Source organism: Luteolibacter arcticus (genome assembly GCF_025950235.1).
GTDB lineage: Bacteria > Verrucomicrobiota > Verrucomicrobiia > Verrucomicrobiales > Akkermansiaceae > Haloferula > Haloferula arctica.
Genome location: NZ_JAPDDT010000001.1, coordinates 532,084 through 551,105, shown reverse-complemented (window position 1 = coordinate 551,105; position 19,022 = coordinate 532,084). Strand labels below are relative to the sequence as shown.

The 19,022-nt window shown below is 63.5% G+C and carries 8 protein-coding genes; 2 read left to right on the top strand and 6 right to left on the bottom strand.

Annotated elements, in window-relative coordinates:
- Positions 1-20: 20 nt before the first annotated feature.
- The 4 genes from OKA05_RS02245 to OKA05_RS02230 form a co-directional block, all read right to left on the bottom strand.
- Positions 21-674 (bottom strand): response regulator, encoded by a 654-nt coding sequence (locus OKA05_RS02245; RefSeq protein ID WP_264485463.1) that lies wholly within the window; start codon positions 672-674, stop codon positions 21-23.
- Entirely contained in the window at positions 671-3,568 is a 2,898-nt protein-coding gene (locus tag OKA05_RS02240) for a sensor histidine kinase (protein ID WP_264485462.1), read from the bottom strand. The genes OKA05_RS02245 and OKA05_RS02240 overlap by 4 nt, the downstream gene beginning before the upstream one ends.
- A gap of 111 nt (positions 3,569-3,679) precedes the next feature.
- Entirely contained in the window at positions 3,680-7,864 is a 4,185-nt protein-coding gene (locus OKA05_RS02235) for a beta strand repeat-containing protein (protein ID WP_264485461.1), read from the bottom strand.
- Positions 7,865-7,932: 68 nt separating this feature from the next.
- Positions 7,933-8,685, bottom strand: coding sequence for a hypothetical protein (locus tag OKA05_RS02230; RefSeq protein WP_264485460.1), 753 nt, complete (start codon positions 8,683-8,685; stop codon positions 7,933-7,935).
- Between the two features lie 116 nt (positions 8,686-8,801).
- Between OKA05_RS02230 and OKA05_RS02225 the strand changes: the two genes are divergently transcribed.
- Positions 8,802-11,957, top strand: coding sequence for a right-handed parallel beta-helix repeat-containing protein (locus OKA05_RS02225; protein WP_264485459.1), 3,156 nt, complete (start codon positions 8,802-8,804; stop codon positions 11,955-11,957).
- Between the two features lie 19 nt (positions 11,958-11,976).
- Here the strand turns inward: OKA05_RS02225 and OKA05_RS02220 are convergent, their stop codons facing one another.
- On the bottom strand, positions 11,977-12,189 hold the full coding sequence (locus tag OKA05_RS02220; RefSeq protein ID WP_264485458.1) for a response regulator transcription factor: 213 nt from the start codon (positions 12,187-12,189) through the stop codon (positions 11,977-11,979).
- 140 nt (positions 12,190-12,329) lie between these two features.
- Positions 12,330-13,148 (bottom strand): glycoside hydrolase family 16 protein, encoded by an 819-nt coding sequence (locus OKA05_RS02215; RefSeq protein WP_264485457.1) that lies wholly within the window; start codon positions 13,146-13,148, stop codon positions 12,330-12,332.
- 171 nt (positions 13,149-13,319) lie between these two features.
- Between OKA05_RS02215 and OKA05_RS02210 the strand changes: the two genes are divergently transcribed.
- On the top strand, positions 13,320-18,998 hold the full coding sequence (locus OKA05_RS02210) for a putative Ig domain-containing protein (RefSeq protein ID WP_264485456.1): 5,679 nt from the start codon (positions 13,320-13,322) through the stop codon (positions 18,996-18,998).
- Positions 18,999-19,022 lie beyond the last annotated feature (24 nt).

Here is a 19,022-nt window from a genome sequence, read left to right as displayed (position 1 = left end):
CCCGGGGAGGCAACAACCATTCATCCGGGGCGCTCCGGCAGGCTACGGGACTCGAAGTAGATGGCGACGGCTTCGGTGCGGGTGTTGACGTGCAGTTTTTCGTAGATGTGGCGGACGTGGTTGTTCACCGTGTTGTAGCTGACCTTGAGCTGCTCGGCGATTTCCTTGTAGAGCAGGCCTTTCGACAGCAGGTCGAGGATCTCGCTCTCGCGCGCGGTGAGATCCTGGAAATTGCCCGGCGCGGAAGCCGATTTGGGACGGAAGGCGGTGACCACTTTGCGGGCGATGTGGGACGACATCGGGGCACCGCCCTGCTGCACTTGCAGGATGGCATCGTGGATCTCGCCGAACTCCGCCTGCTTGAGCAGGTAGCCGCTCGCACCTGCGGCCAGCGCTTGGAAGATACGCTCCGAATCCTCATACACCGTCAGCATGATGAACTCGGTGCCTGGCATCTGCGGCTTGAGCCTCTGCACGCAGCCGATGCCGTCGAGACCGGGCAGATTGATATCCATGAGCACGACTTGCGGTCGCAAGCCTGGCAGCCGCTCGACCGCATCCTGCCCTGTGGCGTGGTCGCTGATGCATTCGCAGTCCTCGCTGCGACCGAGCAGACGCTGCAGCCTGAGGCGCAGGCGATCGTCGTCATCGACAATGGAAACGGTGATCTTCATGGCGAATCCGCGAGCGGCAGGACGAAGCGGACTGTCGTTCCTGCGGCTGGCTTGCTCGTGATGGTGGCGGTGCCGCCGAGTTCAGACAACCGGCGTTTCAAGTTGGCGAGCCCGTTGCCGGCTGTCACGGAAGCCGGGTCAAAGCCGCGGCCGTCGTCGCTGAGAGTGATGACGAGGTCGCGTTCGATCTTTTCAACGCGCAGGATGATGGCTTCAGCTCCCGAGTGCTTCACCGCGTTATGGGCGGCCTCCTTGCACGCGAGATAGAGTTCACGGCGAACGCGGGCGTTGAGGCCAAAGCGGAGTGACTCATCCGGGAAATCCAACCGGCAGCGGATGCCGCTCGACTTCAGCCAGACCGGCATCGCGTGACCGAGGTAGGAGATCAGTCCTTCGAACGTGTCATTCTCGGGATTCAGCGCCCACACCGTTTCATCCATGGTGCGGGTCAGCTCGCGCGCGCGGACTGAGACCTCGGCGGCTTCTCCGCCATCGCCGCGTTCCATCCGCAGCGAGTCGCCGAGAAAGGCAATCTCCGTCAAACCGGATCCGAGATGATCATGGAGGTCACGGGCGATCCGGGCTCGCTCGGCTTCAAGTGCTCGCTCGACGCGTAGCGCCGTGAGTTGTCGTTGCAACCGCCAGCGAGCGACCAACCACGCAACACCCGCGGCAATGATCAACCCGAAGGTCGTCACCACCGCGATGAACCAACCTCGTTGCCAGAGCGGAGGAAGGATCCGGAATGCCAAGGAATGCTCGTCGCTCCAAGCCCCGCTGCGATCGCGCACCTTCAACCGGAACCGGTGCTCTCCCGTCGGCAGCGCCGAATGAAAAACGGCATCGGTCCTCCCGAGATCGGTCCACCCCGCATCGACCCCATCGATGCGAGCGGCAAAGTCGAGCATCTCCGGATGGCGCAGATCGATCGCCGTGAAACGGAACTCAAAGCCGCGGTCGCTGCTCTGAAAGACCGGCATCCCTGCCTGGCCCCGCTGCCATCGCGGCAAACCGTTTACCCGCAAATCTTCTAACAGAACCGGCGGAACCTTGCTTTCCATCGCGAAGCCGGACGGCTCGACCGTCGCGACGCCGGCCGTGGTCGCAAACCACAAGCGCCCCGCATCGTCGCGCACCGATTGGGGATGTCCGCTGCCGGCGCCTTGCAACCCCGGCACACCGTCCGCTTGGCCAAACCGGGTGATCCGTGCGGGCGAGGTTCCCACGTCCAAGCGACACAGGCCTTGGTCATCGGTGGCCCACAAGCCTCCTCGTGTGTCCGCGCAAAGGGTGCGGAGCACTCCCGCGTGCCACCCCGGCTCGACTTGCCATGTCCCTTCCCTCTGCCAGATCCGCGCCAGTCCGCCATCCGCGGCGACCCATAGCTCACCCGTGCCTCCCACTTCCAGAGCGGTCACCTGCCGGAAACTTCCTACAGCATCGACCTTCCCTTCAGAGTGGCGAAACAATCCCGCTCCGTCGGTGCCGATCCACACCGCCCCGGTTTCGTCTTCAGCAAAGTCGCGGACATCGAACTCCGTTTGGGCATCCGCGCGCAGGCGGACCTCGCCAGGAATCCTTCCTCGCATGCAGATCACCGAGCCTGCACTGCGTTGGCCGACCCACAGTCCTCCTTGGCGGTCGCGATGCAGGGCTTCGACGGCCCAACCGCTGCGAGGCCAGCCGACGACGCCCTCTCGCTGCCCTTCGCTCCAAAGGGCCAGCCCGCCCGAGTGGCCGATCCACAGGTCCTTTCCTTCCGCGGCCAGCGACAGCACCCCCGTGGTCTCGGGAAAGCCCGGCACCCGCGAGAACGCGCTGCCATCGAAGCGGTTCAAACCATCGGCGTGGGTTCCGATCCACAGCGAACCGTCGGGACCGCGCTCGATGGCCGTGACGCGGTCCGAGCTGAGACCCTCGACCCGCCCGGCGACACCAAACAAGGCAGGGGTAACGCGGCTGAGTCCGCCGCCATCCGAACCCACCCACAAGTTGCCCTGACGGTCGACGTAGAGGCAGCTCGCGAAATCACCACACAGGCCATCGCGCGTGTCGAGCCGGCGGTGGGTGACTTGGTCGCGATAGCACAGGATGCCGTATCCGCCGGTAGCCACCCAAAGATTGCCGTCATGATCTTCGATTCCGAACGTGAGGTGCCGCCCGCCCCAATTCCCAGGACCGACCGGTGGCGAAAGCCTTCCCTCGGAAAGGCGGCGCACGCCGGAGCCATCGCTCACCCAGTAGCTGTGGTCACGACCGGGAGCATGATAAATCGAGTCGCCTTTGTAGCCGGGTACCGGTTCCAAGGTTTCGCCTTGGACGGTCCAGATCATTCCTCCTCCATTGGCGATCGGACGGCCTTGCTCATCCACTCGCATCTGCGCGACGTGTCCGGCTCCCGTTTGATCCCAGTGCGCGGTCATGTCGCGCAGTTCTCCTTTTTCCCAGAGATACACGCGGAAGTGGCCAATGGACGAAATCCACAAGCGTCCATCGCGATCCTCCGCAAGGATCTCGAAGCCTCCCGGAAACCCATCTTGGAATACCTTTTCGAAGCGCATGCCTTCGCCGCGCCACAGGGTGCCGTCGCCGGTGCCCACCCACAGCCGGTTGCCCTTGCCCGCGGAGAGGCGAACGACCGAGGGGTTGTCAGGAAGCGGGGCGAGTTCGAAGTCCACACCGTCGAAACGAGCCAGTCCTTGCGCGGTGCCGATCCACAGGAAGCCATCCTCCGTTTGGCAGACCGCCTGCACCCGCTGATGAGGCAGACCGGAGCCGACTCGCCAGGTCTGGATCGCGTCTCGCGGCGGCCAAGCCCGCGGCTCCTCTGCGCCAAACAACGCCGCGGCGAATAGCAGCGTCAGCCACGCGGTGAGGAAGAGGCGTCCGATCACAGTGGCGATGCTAGTGTGATGATTCCGGAATTGCTACTCTACCCCACCAACGAATTTCGCCGCCCGGCATGGAGTCCGGGCGGCGGCTTGCAGATCACGGATGGACTCCATTCACGGACCGGTCACCACCAACCGGGTGAAGATCCTGGGCTGGCCGGCCGGCAGCGTGAACTGGAGGGGGCTGCCGTTGGTGAGGTTTGGATCGCCTGAAAGAACCACGCTCCAACCCGCCAAACTCAGCGTGGAGGATGTTTCGATCCAGTAGTCCACGCCATAGGTGCCCACGTAGGATGCACCCTTGGACCAGGAAACCGTCTTCCCTGCCATGGAGGGACCGGCGGTGAAGGATACTCCGGTTTCGCCCATGAAGTATTCGATGCCGTTTGCCACGCCATCGCCGTCGAAGTCGAGATTCATTCCCTGTCCGTCGGCCCATTGGGAAGCCCAGTCGCTATAACCGGTGGCCTGGACGATCCGGACTTGATTCGGCGTGTTGAGATCCAAGGCGTATCCCTCGGGAATGCCCGTCACCTGCGGGGTGCCGCTGAGCGTGCCGGTGTAGCTGGCGATCACGTAGGCATCTTCGGTAGCTTCGCCCGACACCGCGATGGTCGAGGTGGCAGCGAACGTCAGGTTGCCGGTAATCGTGAGCCGGTCGTAGGCAACGCCGCCGAGCTGGCACTGGTAAGTGCCGTCGATGGTGGTGGCCCCGCCATGCAACTCGCCGGTCGTGCTGCCGCCGGGCGCGACAAAGGCGGTGGCTCCGATGGTAGCGCCTCCAGTGGCCGTGCCGGTGCCTGCTAGCGTGGCAGTGCCATTGATGGTGGTGGCGGATGAGACCGAGCCGTTGATCGTCAGCGTGCCTTCATTGACGGTGGTGGCACCGCTGTAAGTATTGGTTCCTGCAAGCAGGAGATTGCCTGCTCCGCCCTTGACCAGCGAATAGCCGCCACTGATCGGCGCATTGATCTGAAGATCGATGCCGGTGGAAGTCGTGCCCTGCGCGACGGTGACCGGCAGCGAGGTCTGGCCGAAGATTCCGGTCAGGGACAGGCCCTCCGCATTGATCACCGAAGTGGTGGCACTGGACGATGAGGTCAAAGTCACATCCGGGAATCCGGTGAGCACACCCAGACGGATCAAGCCGGTGGCATTGATCGAACCGCCGGTGAGATGATAGGACACGCCGAGCGCCATGGCTCCCGTGCCGGTCAACTCGCCGCCATTCAGGTAAATGTCCGTGACCCCTCCGCCCCAACCGAGCGCCGTGGAGGAGGCCAGCGAGCAGGTCGCCCCGCCGTTGACCGTGAGGGTGCCTTGAAGAGTGGAATTGGTGTAAGCCGCGGCCCCTCCGGCGAGTTCCAGCGTGCCGCCGTTGACCACGGTGTTGCCGGTGTAGTCTTCATTCGCCGCAAGCCGCAGGATGCCGCCGCCTTCCTTTCGCATGCCGGCGTTGCCAGCCAGTGGCGCGGAAATGATGGTTCGTTGATTGTTCACCGTGATCGACGGCGACGTGCCAGCCAACGCCAGTTCGCTGCCTCCGAGCGTCCACTGGTAAGCATTTCCCACATCACCAAAGCGAAGGTGGCCGATGGACCGGGCATCGCTCAAGGACACCAGGCTATCGCCATCGAGCGTGAGGGTGCTGAAGTCGGCGGTCACGCCGGCACCGTTGCCGACCACGCCACTGAGCCAGTTGGCGGTCTCTCCATCGGACCAATTGCCCCCGAACACTTCCGTCCAAGTCGGGGTGGTAACGGTCGTATACAGGGCAGTGGCGATCGTGCTGTTCCCTTGGCCGGCTTTCACGGCGTAGGCTTTCACGGTCATCGACGAGTTGGTCGGGACCGTGATGCCACTGACCGGACTGGGACCATTTGGCGACGACGGTCCCGGGGTGCTGCCATCCACCGTGTAGTAGATGGTGGAACCACTATCCGAGCTGATGGTCACGCTCTGGGCTCCCGCGTAGCCACCACCCGGCGGAGTGAATACCGGCGACGAGACATTGTTGATCACACTGATCGTGCCGTTGGAGGTAAGGGTCGACCTGTCCCAACTCAGACCCGCAGGCAGTGCGGGCAGATTGAAGGTGGTGAATCCACCGGAATACGAGAGTGCATCAAACAGCTTGAAGCTGTCGCCGACCGTCAGTCCGGTGGAATCGGAGGTGATGTTGGTGACGCTCAAGGTCCCGCCGTAGGTGACGCCGCTCAGGATGAATACCAGGTCGGCAACGGGAATTCCGCCGTCTTTGGTGATCTCCAATGCAGTGGTGCCGGCCAGGGTGGCGGAGCTATTAAGCGTGAGATCCTCGATGACATTGTCGGCCGTCGTGAGCACGCCGTTTGCCTGAACCTCCACCACGCCGCCAGCCGTGCCGGTGCCTGCCAGGGTCGCGCCGGTAGCAACGGTGATCTTGCCGGTGCCGTGAGCCCCCGTGAGTTCGAGGGTGCCTTCATTGACATTGGTGGCACCGTGACTGCTGGCGGTCGAGGAAGCGAGGATCAGCTTGCCCGCCCCGGTCTTGTTCAGGGCCTTTCCGGCGGCGTGAGCCAGCCCGGTGAAATAGCCGGTGACGTTGAGGGTGGAGCCAGCATCAACTTGCACCGTGGTGGCCGAGTTGCGGAACTGGAAATCGCGGGCGCTCAAGGCGGAGGTCGTCGCACCCGTGGCGATGATGCTCGCGCCGCCGAAGTTGTAGGAGCCGTAAGTGCCATGAACCGAATTGTCCTCCGCCACTGTGCCACCCGCGAGGGTCAAGGAGCCGAACATGTTAGGGCCACCATTGGCACCGCCATTCACGGTGAGCAGGCCGCCGGCGTTCACCGTCACCGGCACCGGGTGGTTGTTGTAACCGAATAGTCCGTTCGAGCCGGACGCCAAGGTGCCGCCGTTGTTGATCGTCACGCTGGCGGCATTGGGGAATACGCCATCGGCGGCGGGTCCTTGCGTGCTGAGCGTGCCTTCATTGACAGCCACCTGTCCGGTCAGGGAGCATCCCCCTGTCATCGTCAGGGTGCCGCCACCTTGCTTGGTCAGGCCCGCGCCAGCACCGCTCAGATTGCCACCGTAGCTGGTGTTGCTGCCATTGCCGACTTTCATGGTCACCGCGGCCGCTGCGGTGTCGGTCAAGGCCAGGCCGCCGGAGCCGGCAAGATTCCCCAGAGTGAAGGTTCCGATACCGGCAGCAAACGACAATCCGTTGGCAAGGCTCACCGTCACCGGACTGCTCCCCAGTGAGGAGGCGTTGCCCAACCGGATCGAACCGCTTTCGATCGTGGTCGCGCCGGTGTGGGTATTGGCACCTGCCAATGTCAGCATGGAGCTGCCAGACTTGCTGAGTGCCGTGCCCCCGGTGAGGCCCGTTGCGTCCGCGCCGTTGAGAATATAGGCGATCGCCGAACTCGGGAAATTCGCAGTGGTGCAGGAAACACCACCGGCGGCGATGGTAACCAGGTTTTGGGTAACGGGCACGGTAGCGCCGTTGTCGTAGTAAAGGTCGCTGAAGGTCGCGACGCCGGTACTCGCGGACATGGCCGCGGCGAAGTTGCCACTGCTCAAAGGTGCCGTGGAGTCATTGAGCGACCAACTCGCCGTGGTGGCCGCATCCCATGTCGCACCACCGGTTCCATTCCAATATCCGGCAGTGGAGAAAGTGGCCAATCCAAGATCGCGGAGTTGGATGGCATTGAGGTAGCAATCCCCCCAACTGCTGCCCGCCGTGAACGTCTGGGTCGCATTGTCGGCCACGAAGAGACCGATCGAATGGGTGCCGACTCCGCCCGCCAAGCCGGTCCCGTTGATCGGCAGATTGACGCTATTGGCCGCATTCAACGTGACATAGGCACCACTCGGCGGGCTTCCTGTAGCGGCGCGGGAATCGTTGCTCCACACTTGCACCGCATACTGGTGACCCGGGGTCAGACTCTTGAGGGACACCGTCGAGTTCTTGACGTTGTACCGGCCATTCGCCAGCAGGGTCTTGTAGCCAGCGGTGAGATTCGCGTAGGCCGTGCCTGCCGCGCCCGCACCAAAACCGTTATATGTCGCTCCGGCGGCGGATATTTGGAAGTAGGTCCCCAGATTCGTGCCGCTCCCATTGGCGAAGGCAACTCCATTGACCGTGCTTGCGCCGTTGAAAAAGCTATAGGCGGATACCAGGGTGCCTGTGGTGGACACGTCCGATTCACCGGCAATGGTAGCCGGCGCTCCCCAAGTCATCTGAGCGGCGGTGGACGGTGTGGCCAGTGCGAGCATGCTCGCGCTGATCAAGAGCGAGGTTCTGATGTTCATAAGGTGGGTCTTTGGGAGGGTCATGGGTTTTGGGTTTGGAATTTTGAATCAGGGTCAAATGGGAGAAATTAGCGACGGCGGCGCAGCAGTCCCAGCACGCCGAAGGCACCGAGCAGGGCGATCGAGGACTCGGGAACGACCGCAATCGAAACGTTGTCCACGATCAGGTCGCCGCTGGTGAAGGCGGTGTCGCGGGATTCGGCAATGCGGAGCCACACTTGGTCTCCGATGCTGAGGCCACTGATATCGATGTTCCCGACGAACACATTGCTTTGGCGAGAGGCGTTACCCGCGGCCGCGGTCAGGCCCTGGTCCGAGGCGTTCAAGGTGATCGTGCCGAGCGACGTGATGCCGCCCGCTCCGAGGACATCCGTGCCATCTGCCGCCGAAAAGTTTCCGGTGAAGATGTCGAACCGGGCGCCATTGCTGGCTCCATCGGTTTTCTCGGCGAAGTCGGAAAAGATGCGCAAGGTGCCGAGACTGATCTCGGTCGCGGTCACCGTTCCCAAGCTCTGATAAGTCCAGCCCATGGTGGCCGATCCGCCGTCGAACAGCAGGGCCGGACCGGTGCCGGAGGGGAAAGTGGTGGAATCCGAGTTGGTCCAGCTTCCTTCGATCCAGTTGGTGGATGCGGTGCTCTCGAACCAGGCGGGATCGTTCTGCGCGCCCGCGGACGCATCATCGATGTACTGCGCATTGACGCTGTTGGTGCCGAAGCCACCGTTGGTTACCACAAGTGCCGCGTTGCCGGGAGTGGTGAGGAGGGCGATGGCGGCAAGGGAGCAAGTGGCAGCGGAACGGTAGGAGGTCGGAAAATTCATGGAGCGCGCTATGGATGAGTCGCTATCCGTAGCCGAAGTGCGCGCCCCGCCGCCATGACTAGAACTAGTCATATCCCTGGCCGCGGACCTCGCTACCCTGTCCAGTCGCCAGACCCATGATCCACTCACTCCGCCCGCTGCTTGCCCTTTCGGTCGCTATCTCGTGGTCAGCGACTGCCGCGGAAACGACCATCAGCGTCGCGACCCACGGTGCCTCGCCTGACTCCGGGCAAGACGCCACCGTGGCGTTCCGCCAGGCAATCGCCGCCGCCAAGGCCGTCGGCGGGCCGGTGACGCTGGCGATCCCGCCCGGACGCTACGATTTCGATCTCGCCAGCTCGACGGTGCGCGATTGCCACACGTCGAACTCGACCGAATCCGGCTCGCCGCAGCGCCACATCGCGCTCGATTTCACCGACATCGACGACCTCACCCTCGATGGGCCAGGCGCCACCTTGATGATGCGCGGCCAGATGACCATGCTTGTGGCCGAACGCTGCCAGGGTTTCACCGTGCGCGGCGTGGAGTTCGACTTCGAACGGCCAACTTTTTCCGAGATCACCGCGGTGGAGAAGGGCACCAGCCACTGGATCGGCGCAGTTCATTCGGATTCCGATTACCAGATCGTCGGAGGAAACAGCCTGCGCTGGATCGGCCCCGGCATGGACACCGGCTACGACCAGATCCAGCGCTACGACCCCGCCACCCGGACCGTGACGCGGAACAACAACGACCCGATCGGTGCGCCCACCGCGGTCACCGAACTCGGCGGCGGACGCCTCCGCTTCGACGGTGGCAATCTCGGCAACGTCGTTCCCGGCATTACCTACCAGTTCCGCCGCGCCCGCCGCAACGAGGTCGGCATGTGGTTCAACCGCTGCTCGGACGTGGTCATGGAGGACGTTTCCGTGCGCGCCATGCACGGCTTTGGCATCCTTGCCCAATTCACGGAGAACGTGACCTATTCGCGCCTCACCATCGCGCCGAAGCCCGGCAGCGGCCGCACCTGCTCTTCACCGGCCGACGTCCTGCATTTCTCCGGTTGCAAGGGCACCGTCCGCATTCTGGACAGCACGCTGTCCGCCGCGCATGACGACGCCCTCAACGTCCATGGCACCCACCTGCGCGTCGTCGCGCAGGATGCGCCCAATCAATTGCGGCTACGCTTCATGCATCATCAGAGCTGGGGCTTCGAGGCCTTCGTCCCCGGCGACCAGATCGAGTTGCTGCGGCGGGCCACGCTGTTGCCATACGAGAGCGCCACCGTGACCGCGGTGCAGAAGACCAGCGACTACGAGCAAGTCATCACGCTCGACAAGGACGTGACCGGCGTGACGCTCAACTCGGACGCGGTCGAGAACGTGACGTGGACGCCCGCGGTCGAGATGATCAACTGCGACATCGCCCAGATCCCGACCCGCGGCATCCTGCTCACCACCCGGCGGCCGATCTTGATCCAGGGCAACCGTTTCTTCCGCACCCAGATGCACGCCATCCTCATCGAGGATGATGCCGCTGGCTGGTATGAATCAGGCCCCGTTCATGATCTCACCGTGCGCGGCAACTCCTTCTACGAATGCGCCGAGCGGGTGATCCACATCAATCCGGAGAACACCACCCACGGCGGACCGGTGCACAAGAACATCACAGTGGAAGGCAATGTCTTCACGCTCTCCGGCAATGGAGCCGCAGATGCGAAGTCCACGGACGATCTCGTGTTCTCCGGAAATCTCTTCCGCATGCGCAACGGCACCACGCCGGCAGCATCGAGCCTCGTCTCAACCAGCAACACCACCAACCTCTCGATTACTGGCAACACCGTGGTGAACGCCACCACACCGGCTCTCGCGGTGACCGATGGCGGCTTCGAGCAGAATCCGACTAGCCCGTGGTTCGGCACGCCGGCGGGAGCAGTGCGCTTCATCGATGGTGGCGGTGCTACTGGAAAGCTCGCCGAGATCGATGCTGGTGCCGCGATCTATCAGAACTTGGGAAGCTATGATCCGGCCCAGGGCACCCATCTCCGCTGGGCCTTCGAGCAAAGCGCGATCAGTGGCGGCGGCGGTGCGGTCAGGGTGAGCTTCCATGCATGGGACGGACGATTCGCCGGTGCCGCGGGCAGCGATATCGCCAGCCTGCCGGCATTCGATTCGCGCACCTTGCCGGCATGGACTGGCACGGCGCGCCAACGCAGTGGCTATGTTGACCTGTCCGGGCTTCCGGCCGGCACGCAGGTGTGGATGCGCCTGGCTTCTGAAAATGCTGTCGTTCACCTCGACACGGCATCGGTCACTGTCGGCTTGCCGCCCGACCCCTCGCACTACGGCGGCTGGGCAACCATCGCCGGCCTGACTGGCAGCGAGGCCGATCCCGAAGCGGATCTCGACCATGACCACTTGCCGAATCTGATCGAATACCTGCTGGAAGACACCGACCCGCTGCGAGCCGATGCAGCCGCCCTGCAAGCGCTGTTGAAAGAGGAGGACGGTTTGCCGATCTATCGCTACCACCCGCGGGCGGTCGCCGATGCCGTGCTGGTGGTGGAATATCAGAAGGACTCCCTTGGCACTGACGGTTGGCAGCCGGTTCAAGACGGCGTCGATGGCTTGGTCTTGCACGAGGAAGCCGATGGCAGCAAGTGGGTGGAAGTCGTGGAAACCCTCGCGGACAAGCTCTTCATCCGCCTGCGTGCCGCCTTGCTCCCCTCGCCTCCGCCACTGGTCCCGAACGCCAGCTTTGAATCACCGGATCGCACCGGCCAAAGCCCCGCGTATTCGAACGGCAATCCCGACGGCTGGACATTCTCCAGCGGCGTCAACTGGGGCGTCGAGGAGATCCGCGACAACCGCTTCGGAACTTCCGGTGCCGAGGGGTCACGACTCACCGCACTGGGGGGGCATGGCGATCAGGTCGCCTACATCAACATCGGCAATTCCGGCGGCGCCACCGCGACTTCCGCCGCCGTCGGCACCATCGCGCCGGACACCACCTACACGCTCCGCATTATCTTCGCGCAGCGCGCCACGGGCGACCGTCAACCGGACGGCAGCTTCGGCCTCACCGCCAATGGAATCCCCGTGGGCACCTTCACCTCGTTCACCAGCGTGTCGCTCCCCACGGGCTTCACCGAGAAGACCTATGTGTGGACCTCGCCGGCCATCGGCGATCCGCTGATCGGCCAACCGCTCCAGATCCGCATGAACTTCAGCCATTCCCCCGCCGCCGGCTGGCAGCAGGCGCAATTCGACAAGGTGCAGTTGACCACTGAGTGACCCGCACGGGCTCATACCTTCAGGCACCCAGATGCTTCGCCACCGCATGGCTCCGTGAGTGGACGTGGAGCTTCTTGTAGATGCCCTCGATGTGGCGGTGGACGGTGGAATAGCTGATGCCGAGTTCGGCGGCGACCTCCTTGTAGGCCAGCCCCTTCACCAGGAACTCCAGCACCTCGACCTCCCGCGGCGAGAGCTTCTCCGCCTCCGGTGCCGAGGAGGCGGTCGGCACCCTCGTTGGGAACGGAACCTTGGGCAATGTCTCGATTGGAGCGAGTGGCACCCTGCTGGCTATCGTGCCGGAGCCCCGCGCCGCCATGCTCGGTGGGTTGGGTCTACTCGTCCCGCTGCGCCGCTGCCGCTAGCTCGATGTCACTTTTTCTCCCATGCCTTCACCCAATCGATCTCGAACTTCTGCGGATACGCCTTGGGGTCGGGCTCCTTGCCCCAGGTGCCGCCGACGGCGAGATTGAGCATCAGGTAAAACGCACCGGACTTGCGGAATGGATTCTCCGCTCCCGCACCGGCGGCATCGAGATCGACCGTATGATAGGGCTTCCCGTCGAAGAGGAAGGTGATGGTCTTCTCGTTCCACTCCACGCCGTAGACATGGAATTTGGTGTGCAGGGTGCTGACCTTGATGCTGCCTCCTAGCTTCTGGTGGGTGGTCGTGCCGGGCTTGGCGAAGTGGATGGTTCGGTGGACCTCGCCGGGCCGGTGGCTGACGAATTCCATGATGTCGATCTCGCCGCACATCGGCCAGCGGCTGTTGCCCTTGTTGTTGCCGTGCATCCAGATCGCCGGCCAGACGCCCTTGCCGGCCGGTAGCTTCGCAGATACCTCGATCTTTCCGTAGTGGAAGGCCTGCAGGCCCTTCGTGATGACTGAGGCCGAGGTATACTGGGCTTCCTTGCGGGCTTTCATCCACTCCGCGGCTCCTTCCTTGAACACCGGGTTCGGAAAGACCTCCTTGCGAGCCTCGATCACGAGGCGTCCGCCCTCGACCCGCGCATTCTCACGGCGGTTGTCAGCGTAGAACTGGAGCTCCTGATTTCGCACGAAGCCCTTTTCGTAGGTCCACTTCGTGGGATCGGGAGCACCGGCGCGATTGAAGTCTTCGAACCACACGAGACGCCAGTCGTTGGCGTGAGCGGAAAGAACCAGGGCGGAAAACAGCAGGACGGATTTCATTCTGAGAAGGGGCGGGCCGCCTCACGCGGCGACTGTGTGAGATGAGATTCAATCTTCAATCCCCCTCCTTGGGGAGTCGGCAGAATTGCCCACTACCGGCCTGCGAGAAAATCCGTCAACCTGTCCAATAGTGCGGGAATGCCCGGAGCCCACATGCAAACCCTCGAGCCTGTGAAAGCCTTTCTTTTCTTCCTCCTCACTGCCCTGCCGGCACTCGCGCAGGCCCCACCCGCCACGGTCACGAAGAACCTCACCAACGGTTCCACCACGCTGACGGTGAACTTCACGCTGCATCCGATCCGCAGCACGAATTACAACGTGAAGGTCCAGGACGCGACCGGCAACTTCACGACCTACACCGCAGACGTGCCGCGGACCTACATCGGCACGGTGACCGGTCGCCCCGGTGCGATCGCCGCGGGCTACCAGAAGGCGAATGGCACCTTCTGGTCCTACATCGCCTTTGAAGATGGCAAGACGTGGAGCAGCAGCGGCACCTCGGCCAGTGCGGGCGGCGGCGATTGGACGCCCAATGTTTATCCCACCACTGGCGTGGGTGCCGGTGGTGCGGGGTCGGCCGTGAAGGCCGCGGAACTCGGTATCGATGCCAGCTACCGCGAGTGGCAAGCGGTCGGATCGAACATGGTCAACCTGATCGATATGGTGGAGTTCTGCGCGATGAAGGCGAACATCGTCTACCTGCGCGACACCGCCATCCTCCACCGGCTCGGCCGGATCGTCGTCCGCACCGATGCCGCGAAGTGTCCCTATCAGGCACTGCCAACGTCAACCGTCTCAGAGTGGAGCGTCTTGCTCAATACGATGAAGACGCAGTGGAATACCACCTTGCCGCCGATTCTCGGAGCGAGTGCCCACGATGTCGCCTCGTTGGTCCGGCCGGGCGTGGGCGGTGGTCTTGCGTCGGTCGGGGTCATCGGTTCATCGAGCCGCTACAGCATCACCGGTGCAACATCGAGCGGCGACTTCCTTTCCGCGTGGCGACATGAACTCGGCCACAATTGGTCATCGAGCCACTACGAGGGCGACGGCAAGCCGGAAGGACCGACGATCATGTCGGACAACTCACTGGCCCGCTTCTCCAGTCCCGAGGCCACCAAGATCATCAATCACCGCAACTCGAAAGCGAGTGTGCTCGACAACCTCGGCGCCTATCCATCCCCCCTGCCCCCGCGCGCCTTTGGCGACCGCGTGACGATGAGTTCCGGCGCGCTCTCCACGGTGATCGACGTGCTCGCCAACGACAGCGATAGCAATGGCGAGGCAGTCACGCTGGTCTCCGCCGACATGGCTTCCACGATGCGGTCGCTCGTTGTCAGATCGCCCGGCACCGGCCCTTCCGGCCGGGATCAATTGATCTACTACGCGCCTCCGAAGTTCAGCTCCGGCTACGACCACTTCAACTATCGCATCCAGGATACCGCGGGCTACCAAGGCATCGCGAAGGCCTACGTGAATCCGGTGGCGCTGCCACCCCTGCCGCCCCTGTGGACATCGTCGGACATTGGCACCGTGGGCACGGCCGGGGATGCCGGTGCCGAAGGCGGCACCTATGTCGTTTACGGATCCGGTGCCGATATCTGGGGCACGGCGGATGAATTCCGCTTCGTCCGCCAGACTACCAACGGCGACTGCGACATCCGGGCACGGGTGAAGGGACAAGCGAACACCAACGGCTATGCCAAGGCCGGGGTGATGCTGCGCGATGGCACTGGAGCGGGTGCTGCCCACGCTTCGATCTTTGCCACGCCCTCGAATGGCTTCGCCTTCCAATACCGCACGACCAGCGGCGGCACCTCGACCAATGTCAACGGCCCCGCCTTGAATGCCGGAATCAACAATTGGGTCCGGCTCACGCGCAGCAGCAACCTGATGACGGCCTACGTTTCTGCCGATGGCATCGCGTGGACACAGGTGAGCACCGCAACGATTCCGATGGCGACGTCGATCCAAGCGGGCTTGGCCGTCACCAGCCATGTGGATGCCTCCCTCGGCGGCGTGGCCTTTGACCAAGTGAGTCTCAACCATGCAGAGCCGTTCGCGACCCTGGTGAACGACACCTTCAATGCGACCGCCGGCAATGATCCCTCGGAAGCGCTCGATGCCAACTGGCTGCCGAATTCGCAGCTCTCGATCGCTTCCGACGCCACGCTGGGCGGCGGCAACGCACTCAATATCGACGGCAATACCTACGCGGGCTCGGACACTGCCTTTGCCGGCCGTGCGCTGGTGAATGTCGGAGACGCGCTGAAGCTCTCCTTTGACTTCCGCTACACGCAAGCGCCTGGCAACCTCGGGGCGGGCTTCCGCTTCGGCTTCTTCAACAACGTCGGCGATGGCTACATGGTCCACCACGGAACCGGCGGCAATGGAAGCTGGTCGCTCTTGGAAGACAGCGGTGCCGACGGCTCCTTCGGCTTCGGCGGCCTGACCACGCTGACATCCGGATCCAAGGCCACGATCAACGACCAGGCGAACCACTCGATGGCGTTCTTGTTGGAAAAGACAGCCACAGGCATTCGGGTGACCGCTACCGTTGATGGCGTTTCACTCACCGTGACGGACGCGACGCCGCCGATCAACGCCTTCGACCACGCGACCATCACCAACGGGAACATCACCGGCGACCACCGCATCGACAACGTCAAGGTGGAAGCTTTCCAACTGATGCCCCCAGCCTTCGACAGCGATCCCTTCACCAAGCCCACGGCCGGCATTGGCATGGCCTACTCGGGGTCAGTGGTGGCGAACGTGACGACTCCCCACCCGAGCAACGTTTATGAGAAGACCAGCGGCCCGGCTTGGCTGAGCATCGCCGCCAACGGCAATCTCACCGGCACACCCGCAGCAGGAGATGCCGGCATCAACACCTTCGGCGTGCGGGTGACGAATGCGACCGGCCTGGATGCCGAAGCCACCATGTCGATCCCCGTCGCCTATCCGGTGAGCATCTCCGCCATCGATTCCTCGGCGAGCGAAGACGATCTCTCCACCGGCACTTTCACCATCACGCGCAGCGGCCCCACGACCTCCGAACTAGCTGTTGCTTTCAACGTTTCAGGCACGGCGACTGCAGGCAGCGACTATGCTTCGGCGGGCACCTCGGTCGTGATCCCCGTGGGCCAGTCGAGCGCGACCATGACGATCACGCCGCTGGATGACGCTCTGTTAGAGCCAGCGGAAACGGTGACTCTCACCTTATTGGCATCCCCCGCCTATGCCTTCGGGGCGACATCCGCCGCGACCGTGACCCTGGCGGACGACGAGAGCTTGTTCGTCCGCATGAACGACGGCTTCGACAGCGCGACCGCGACTCCCGGCAACGACGGCGACGACGCCTTCGATGCCGCGTGGACCGGCAGCGGCGCCACGCTCACAGTTGCCAGTGACACCACGCTGGCGACCGGCAAGGCGCTGAATGTCGACGTCACTTCATCCTTCAGTGGCGCCAAGGGAGCCTTCGCCGCACGCGCGCTTCCCGTGAATGGCGACTCGATCACCCTGAGCTTCAATTTCCGCTACACTGCCGCGCCGACCGACATGGGCGGCGGCCTCCGCATCGGCCTCTACAATGCGGCCGGCGCGGGCTTCTGCATCCATCACGGGACCGGAGGAAACACAGGCCTCAGCCTGCTCGAGTCACCAAGCGGTGCCTTCGGTTCAGGTGGGTCCATGACCACCTTCCACAGCGGCAGCAAGGCGACGCTCAACGACCAGGCGAAGCACACGATGTCGCTAAAGCTGACGCGCATGGCGACCGGCATCCTCGCCACGTCGAATATCGATGGCGTCGTTCACTCGGGCACCGACACCACGCCGGTCATTACCAGCTTCGATACCGTCTTCATCGCGAACGGCAACCAGACCGTTGATTTCCGTCTCGACAACGTGAGGGTGGAATTCAGTCCGAATCTCGCACCGGCATTCACCTCAAGCCCGTTGGTGAAGTCGGCGGTGCTAGACACCTTGTTCGCGGGCTCGCTGGCCAGCGATGCTTCGGATCCAAACCCAGGCGATACCTTCACCTTCGCCAAGACCGCTGGTCCGTCGTGGTTGAGCGTGGCCGCCAATGGCAGCTTCACCGGCACGCCGGGCTCGGTAAACGCAGGAGCTAACAACTTCACCATTCGCCTCACCGATCAGCACGGCGTCTTCGCGGATGCCTCGCTGGTGGTGAATGTCGGCCATCCTCTCACGGTGACCGCAACCCAACCCCTCGCCCGCGAGTTCGGCGAGATGCCCGGCGGGTTCCTCATTACCCGTGGCGGCCCCGCCACCGGCGATCTGACGGTTCTCTATTCGTTTGGCGGAACCGCAGTTGCCGGCGAGGACTACTTCGAATCCACTGGCAGCGCGGTGATTCCGGCAGGACAAGCCAGCGTGCTGCTGCCGCTGGTTCCGATCGACGATGGCCTGTTCGAGGATGACGAGACGGTGGTGCTTTCGCTCTCCCCGAATGCCGCCTATGCCGTGGCCTCGCCGGCCAGTGCGACGGTGACCATCGCTGACGATGAGACCTTGGCTCACGCAGTCGAGGATAGCTTCGACGTGGGCGTCGCACCCTCCTCGGGCAACGATGCCGATGATCCGGACGACGCTGCGTGGTCCACCAGCGGCGGGACCTTGTCGGTAGCGGACGACGCCACCCTCGGCAGCGGCAACGCTCTGACGACCGATAACACCGGCACCTTCCCGCTGACCCGTGCGAACTTCTCCGCCGTATCCCTTTCGCAGCCGGGCGATAGCCTGCGGCTGAGCCTCGACTTCCGCTACACGCAGGCTCCCACGAGCGTCGGCTCCGGCTTGCGCTTCGGCCTCTACAATGCGGCGGGCGACGGTTTCCTGGTGCAACAAGGCGTCGGCGGCGCGACCGGCTGGTCGCTGGCCGAGGACACCGGCGCGGATAACGGCTTCGGCTCCGGAGCGACCGTCACCGGTCTGACTTCCGGCAGCAGGGCATCGATCAACGATCAGGAACCGCACACGCTGGCGCTCACCTTGACCCGCACCGCAACTGGCATCGCGATCACGGGAGCCGTGGATGAATCGCTGATCCAGTTCAGCGACACCACCCCCGTAACCACCACGTTCGAGGCACTGGGGATTCGTCACGGCAATCTTACGGTGGATTTCGCGATCGACAACGTTCACGTCGAAGTCATCCGCAACCTGACGCCGTTCTTCACCTCGCGACCCCTCGTCATGCCGACCGGCAGCGCCGATGCAGCATACGCTGAATCGATCGCCGCGGAGGCGGTCGATCCCAATGAAGGAGACGAAATGGTCTTCTCGAAAGTTTCCGGGCCAAGTTGGCTGGCGGTCGCAGCCGATGGCTCGCTGACCGGAACGCCGGCAGGCACCGACACCGGAGTCAACGTCTTCACGATCCGCGTCACCGATCCCCACGGACTCTTCTCCGACACGACGATGCCGATCGAGGTCGGCAACGAGCAAGCGCCGCTTGAGGCGTGGCGCGAGGAGGAATTCGAAGGCCAGAGCGGCAACTCCACCGTCTCGGGCAACGACGCCGACCCCGATGCCGACGGACTGGTCAACTTGATCGAGTATGCATTGGGATTGAACCCCAATGCTCCGAACCCCTCACCCGCCGCGGTGGTGGAGAACGGCACGCTTTCGATCACCTACACGCTCAATCTGTCGGCCACGGACGTGACAGTCCTCGCCGAGCATTCGGGGAATCTGGTGGGATGGGACGACGCCGGGATCACATTCGAAACGCTGGGCGAAACCGGAGGGATACGGACGGTGAAGGCCAGCCTTCCCGCCAGCGGTAACAGCCGCTTCCTCCATCTCAAGGTCACCGCCCCTTGAGCAGGTCTGCCCTGCCAAAGTGGG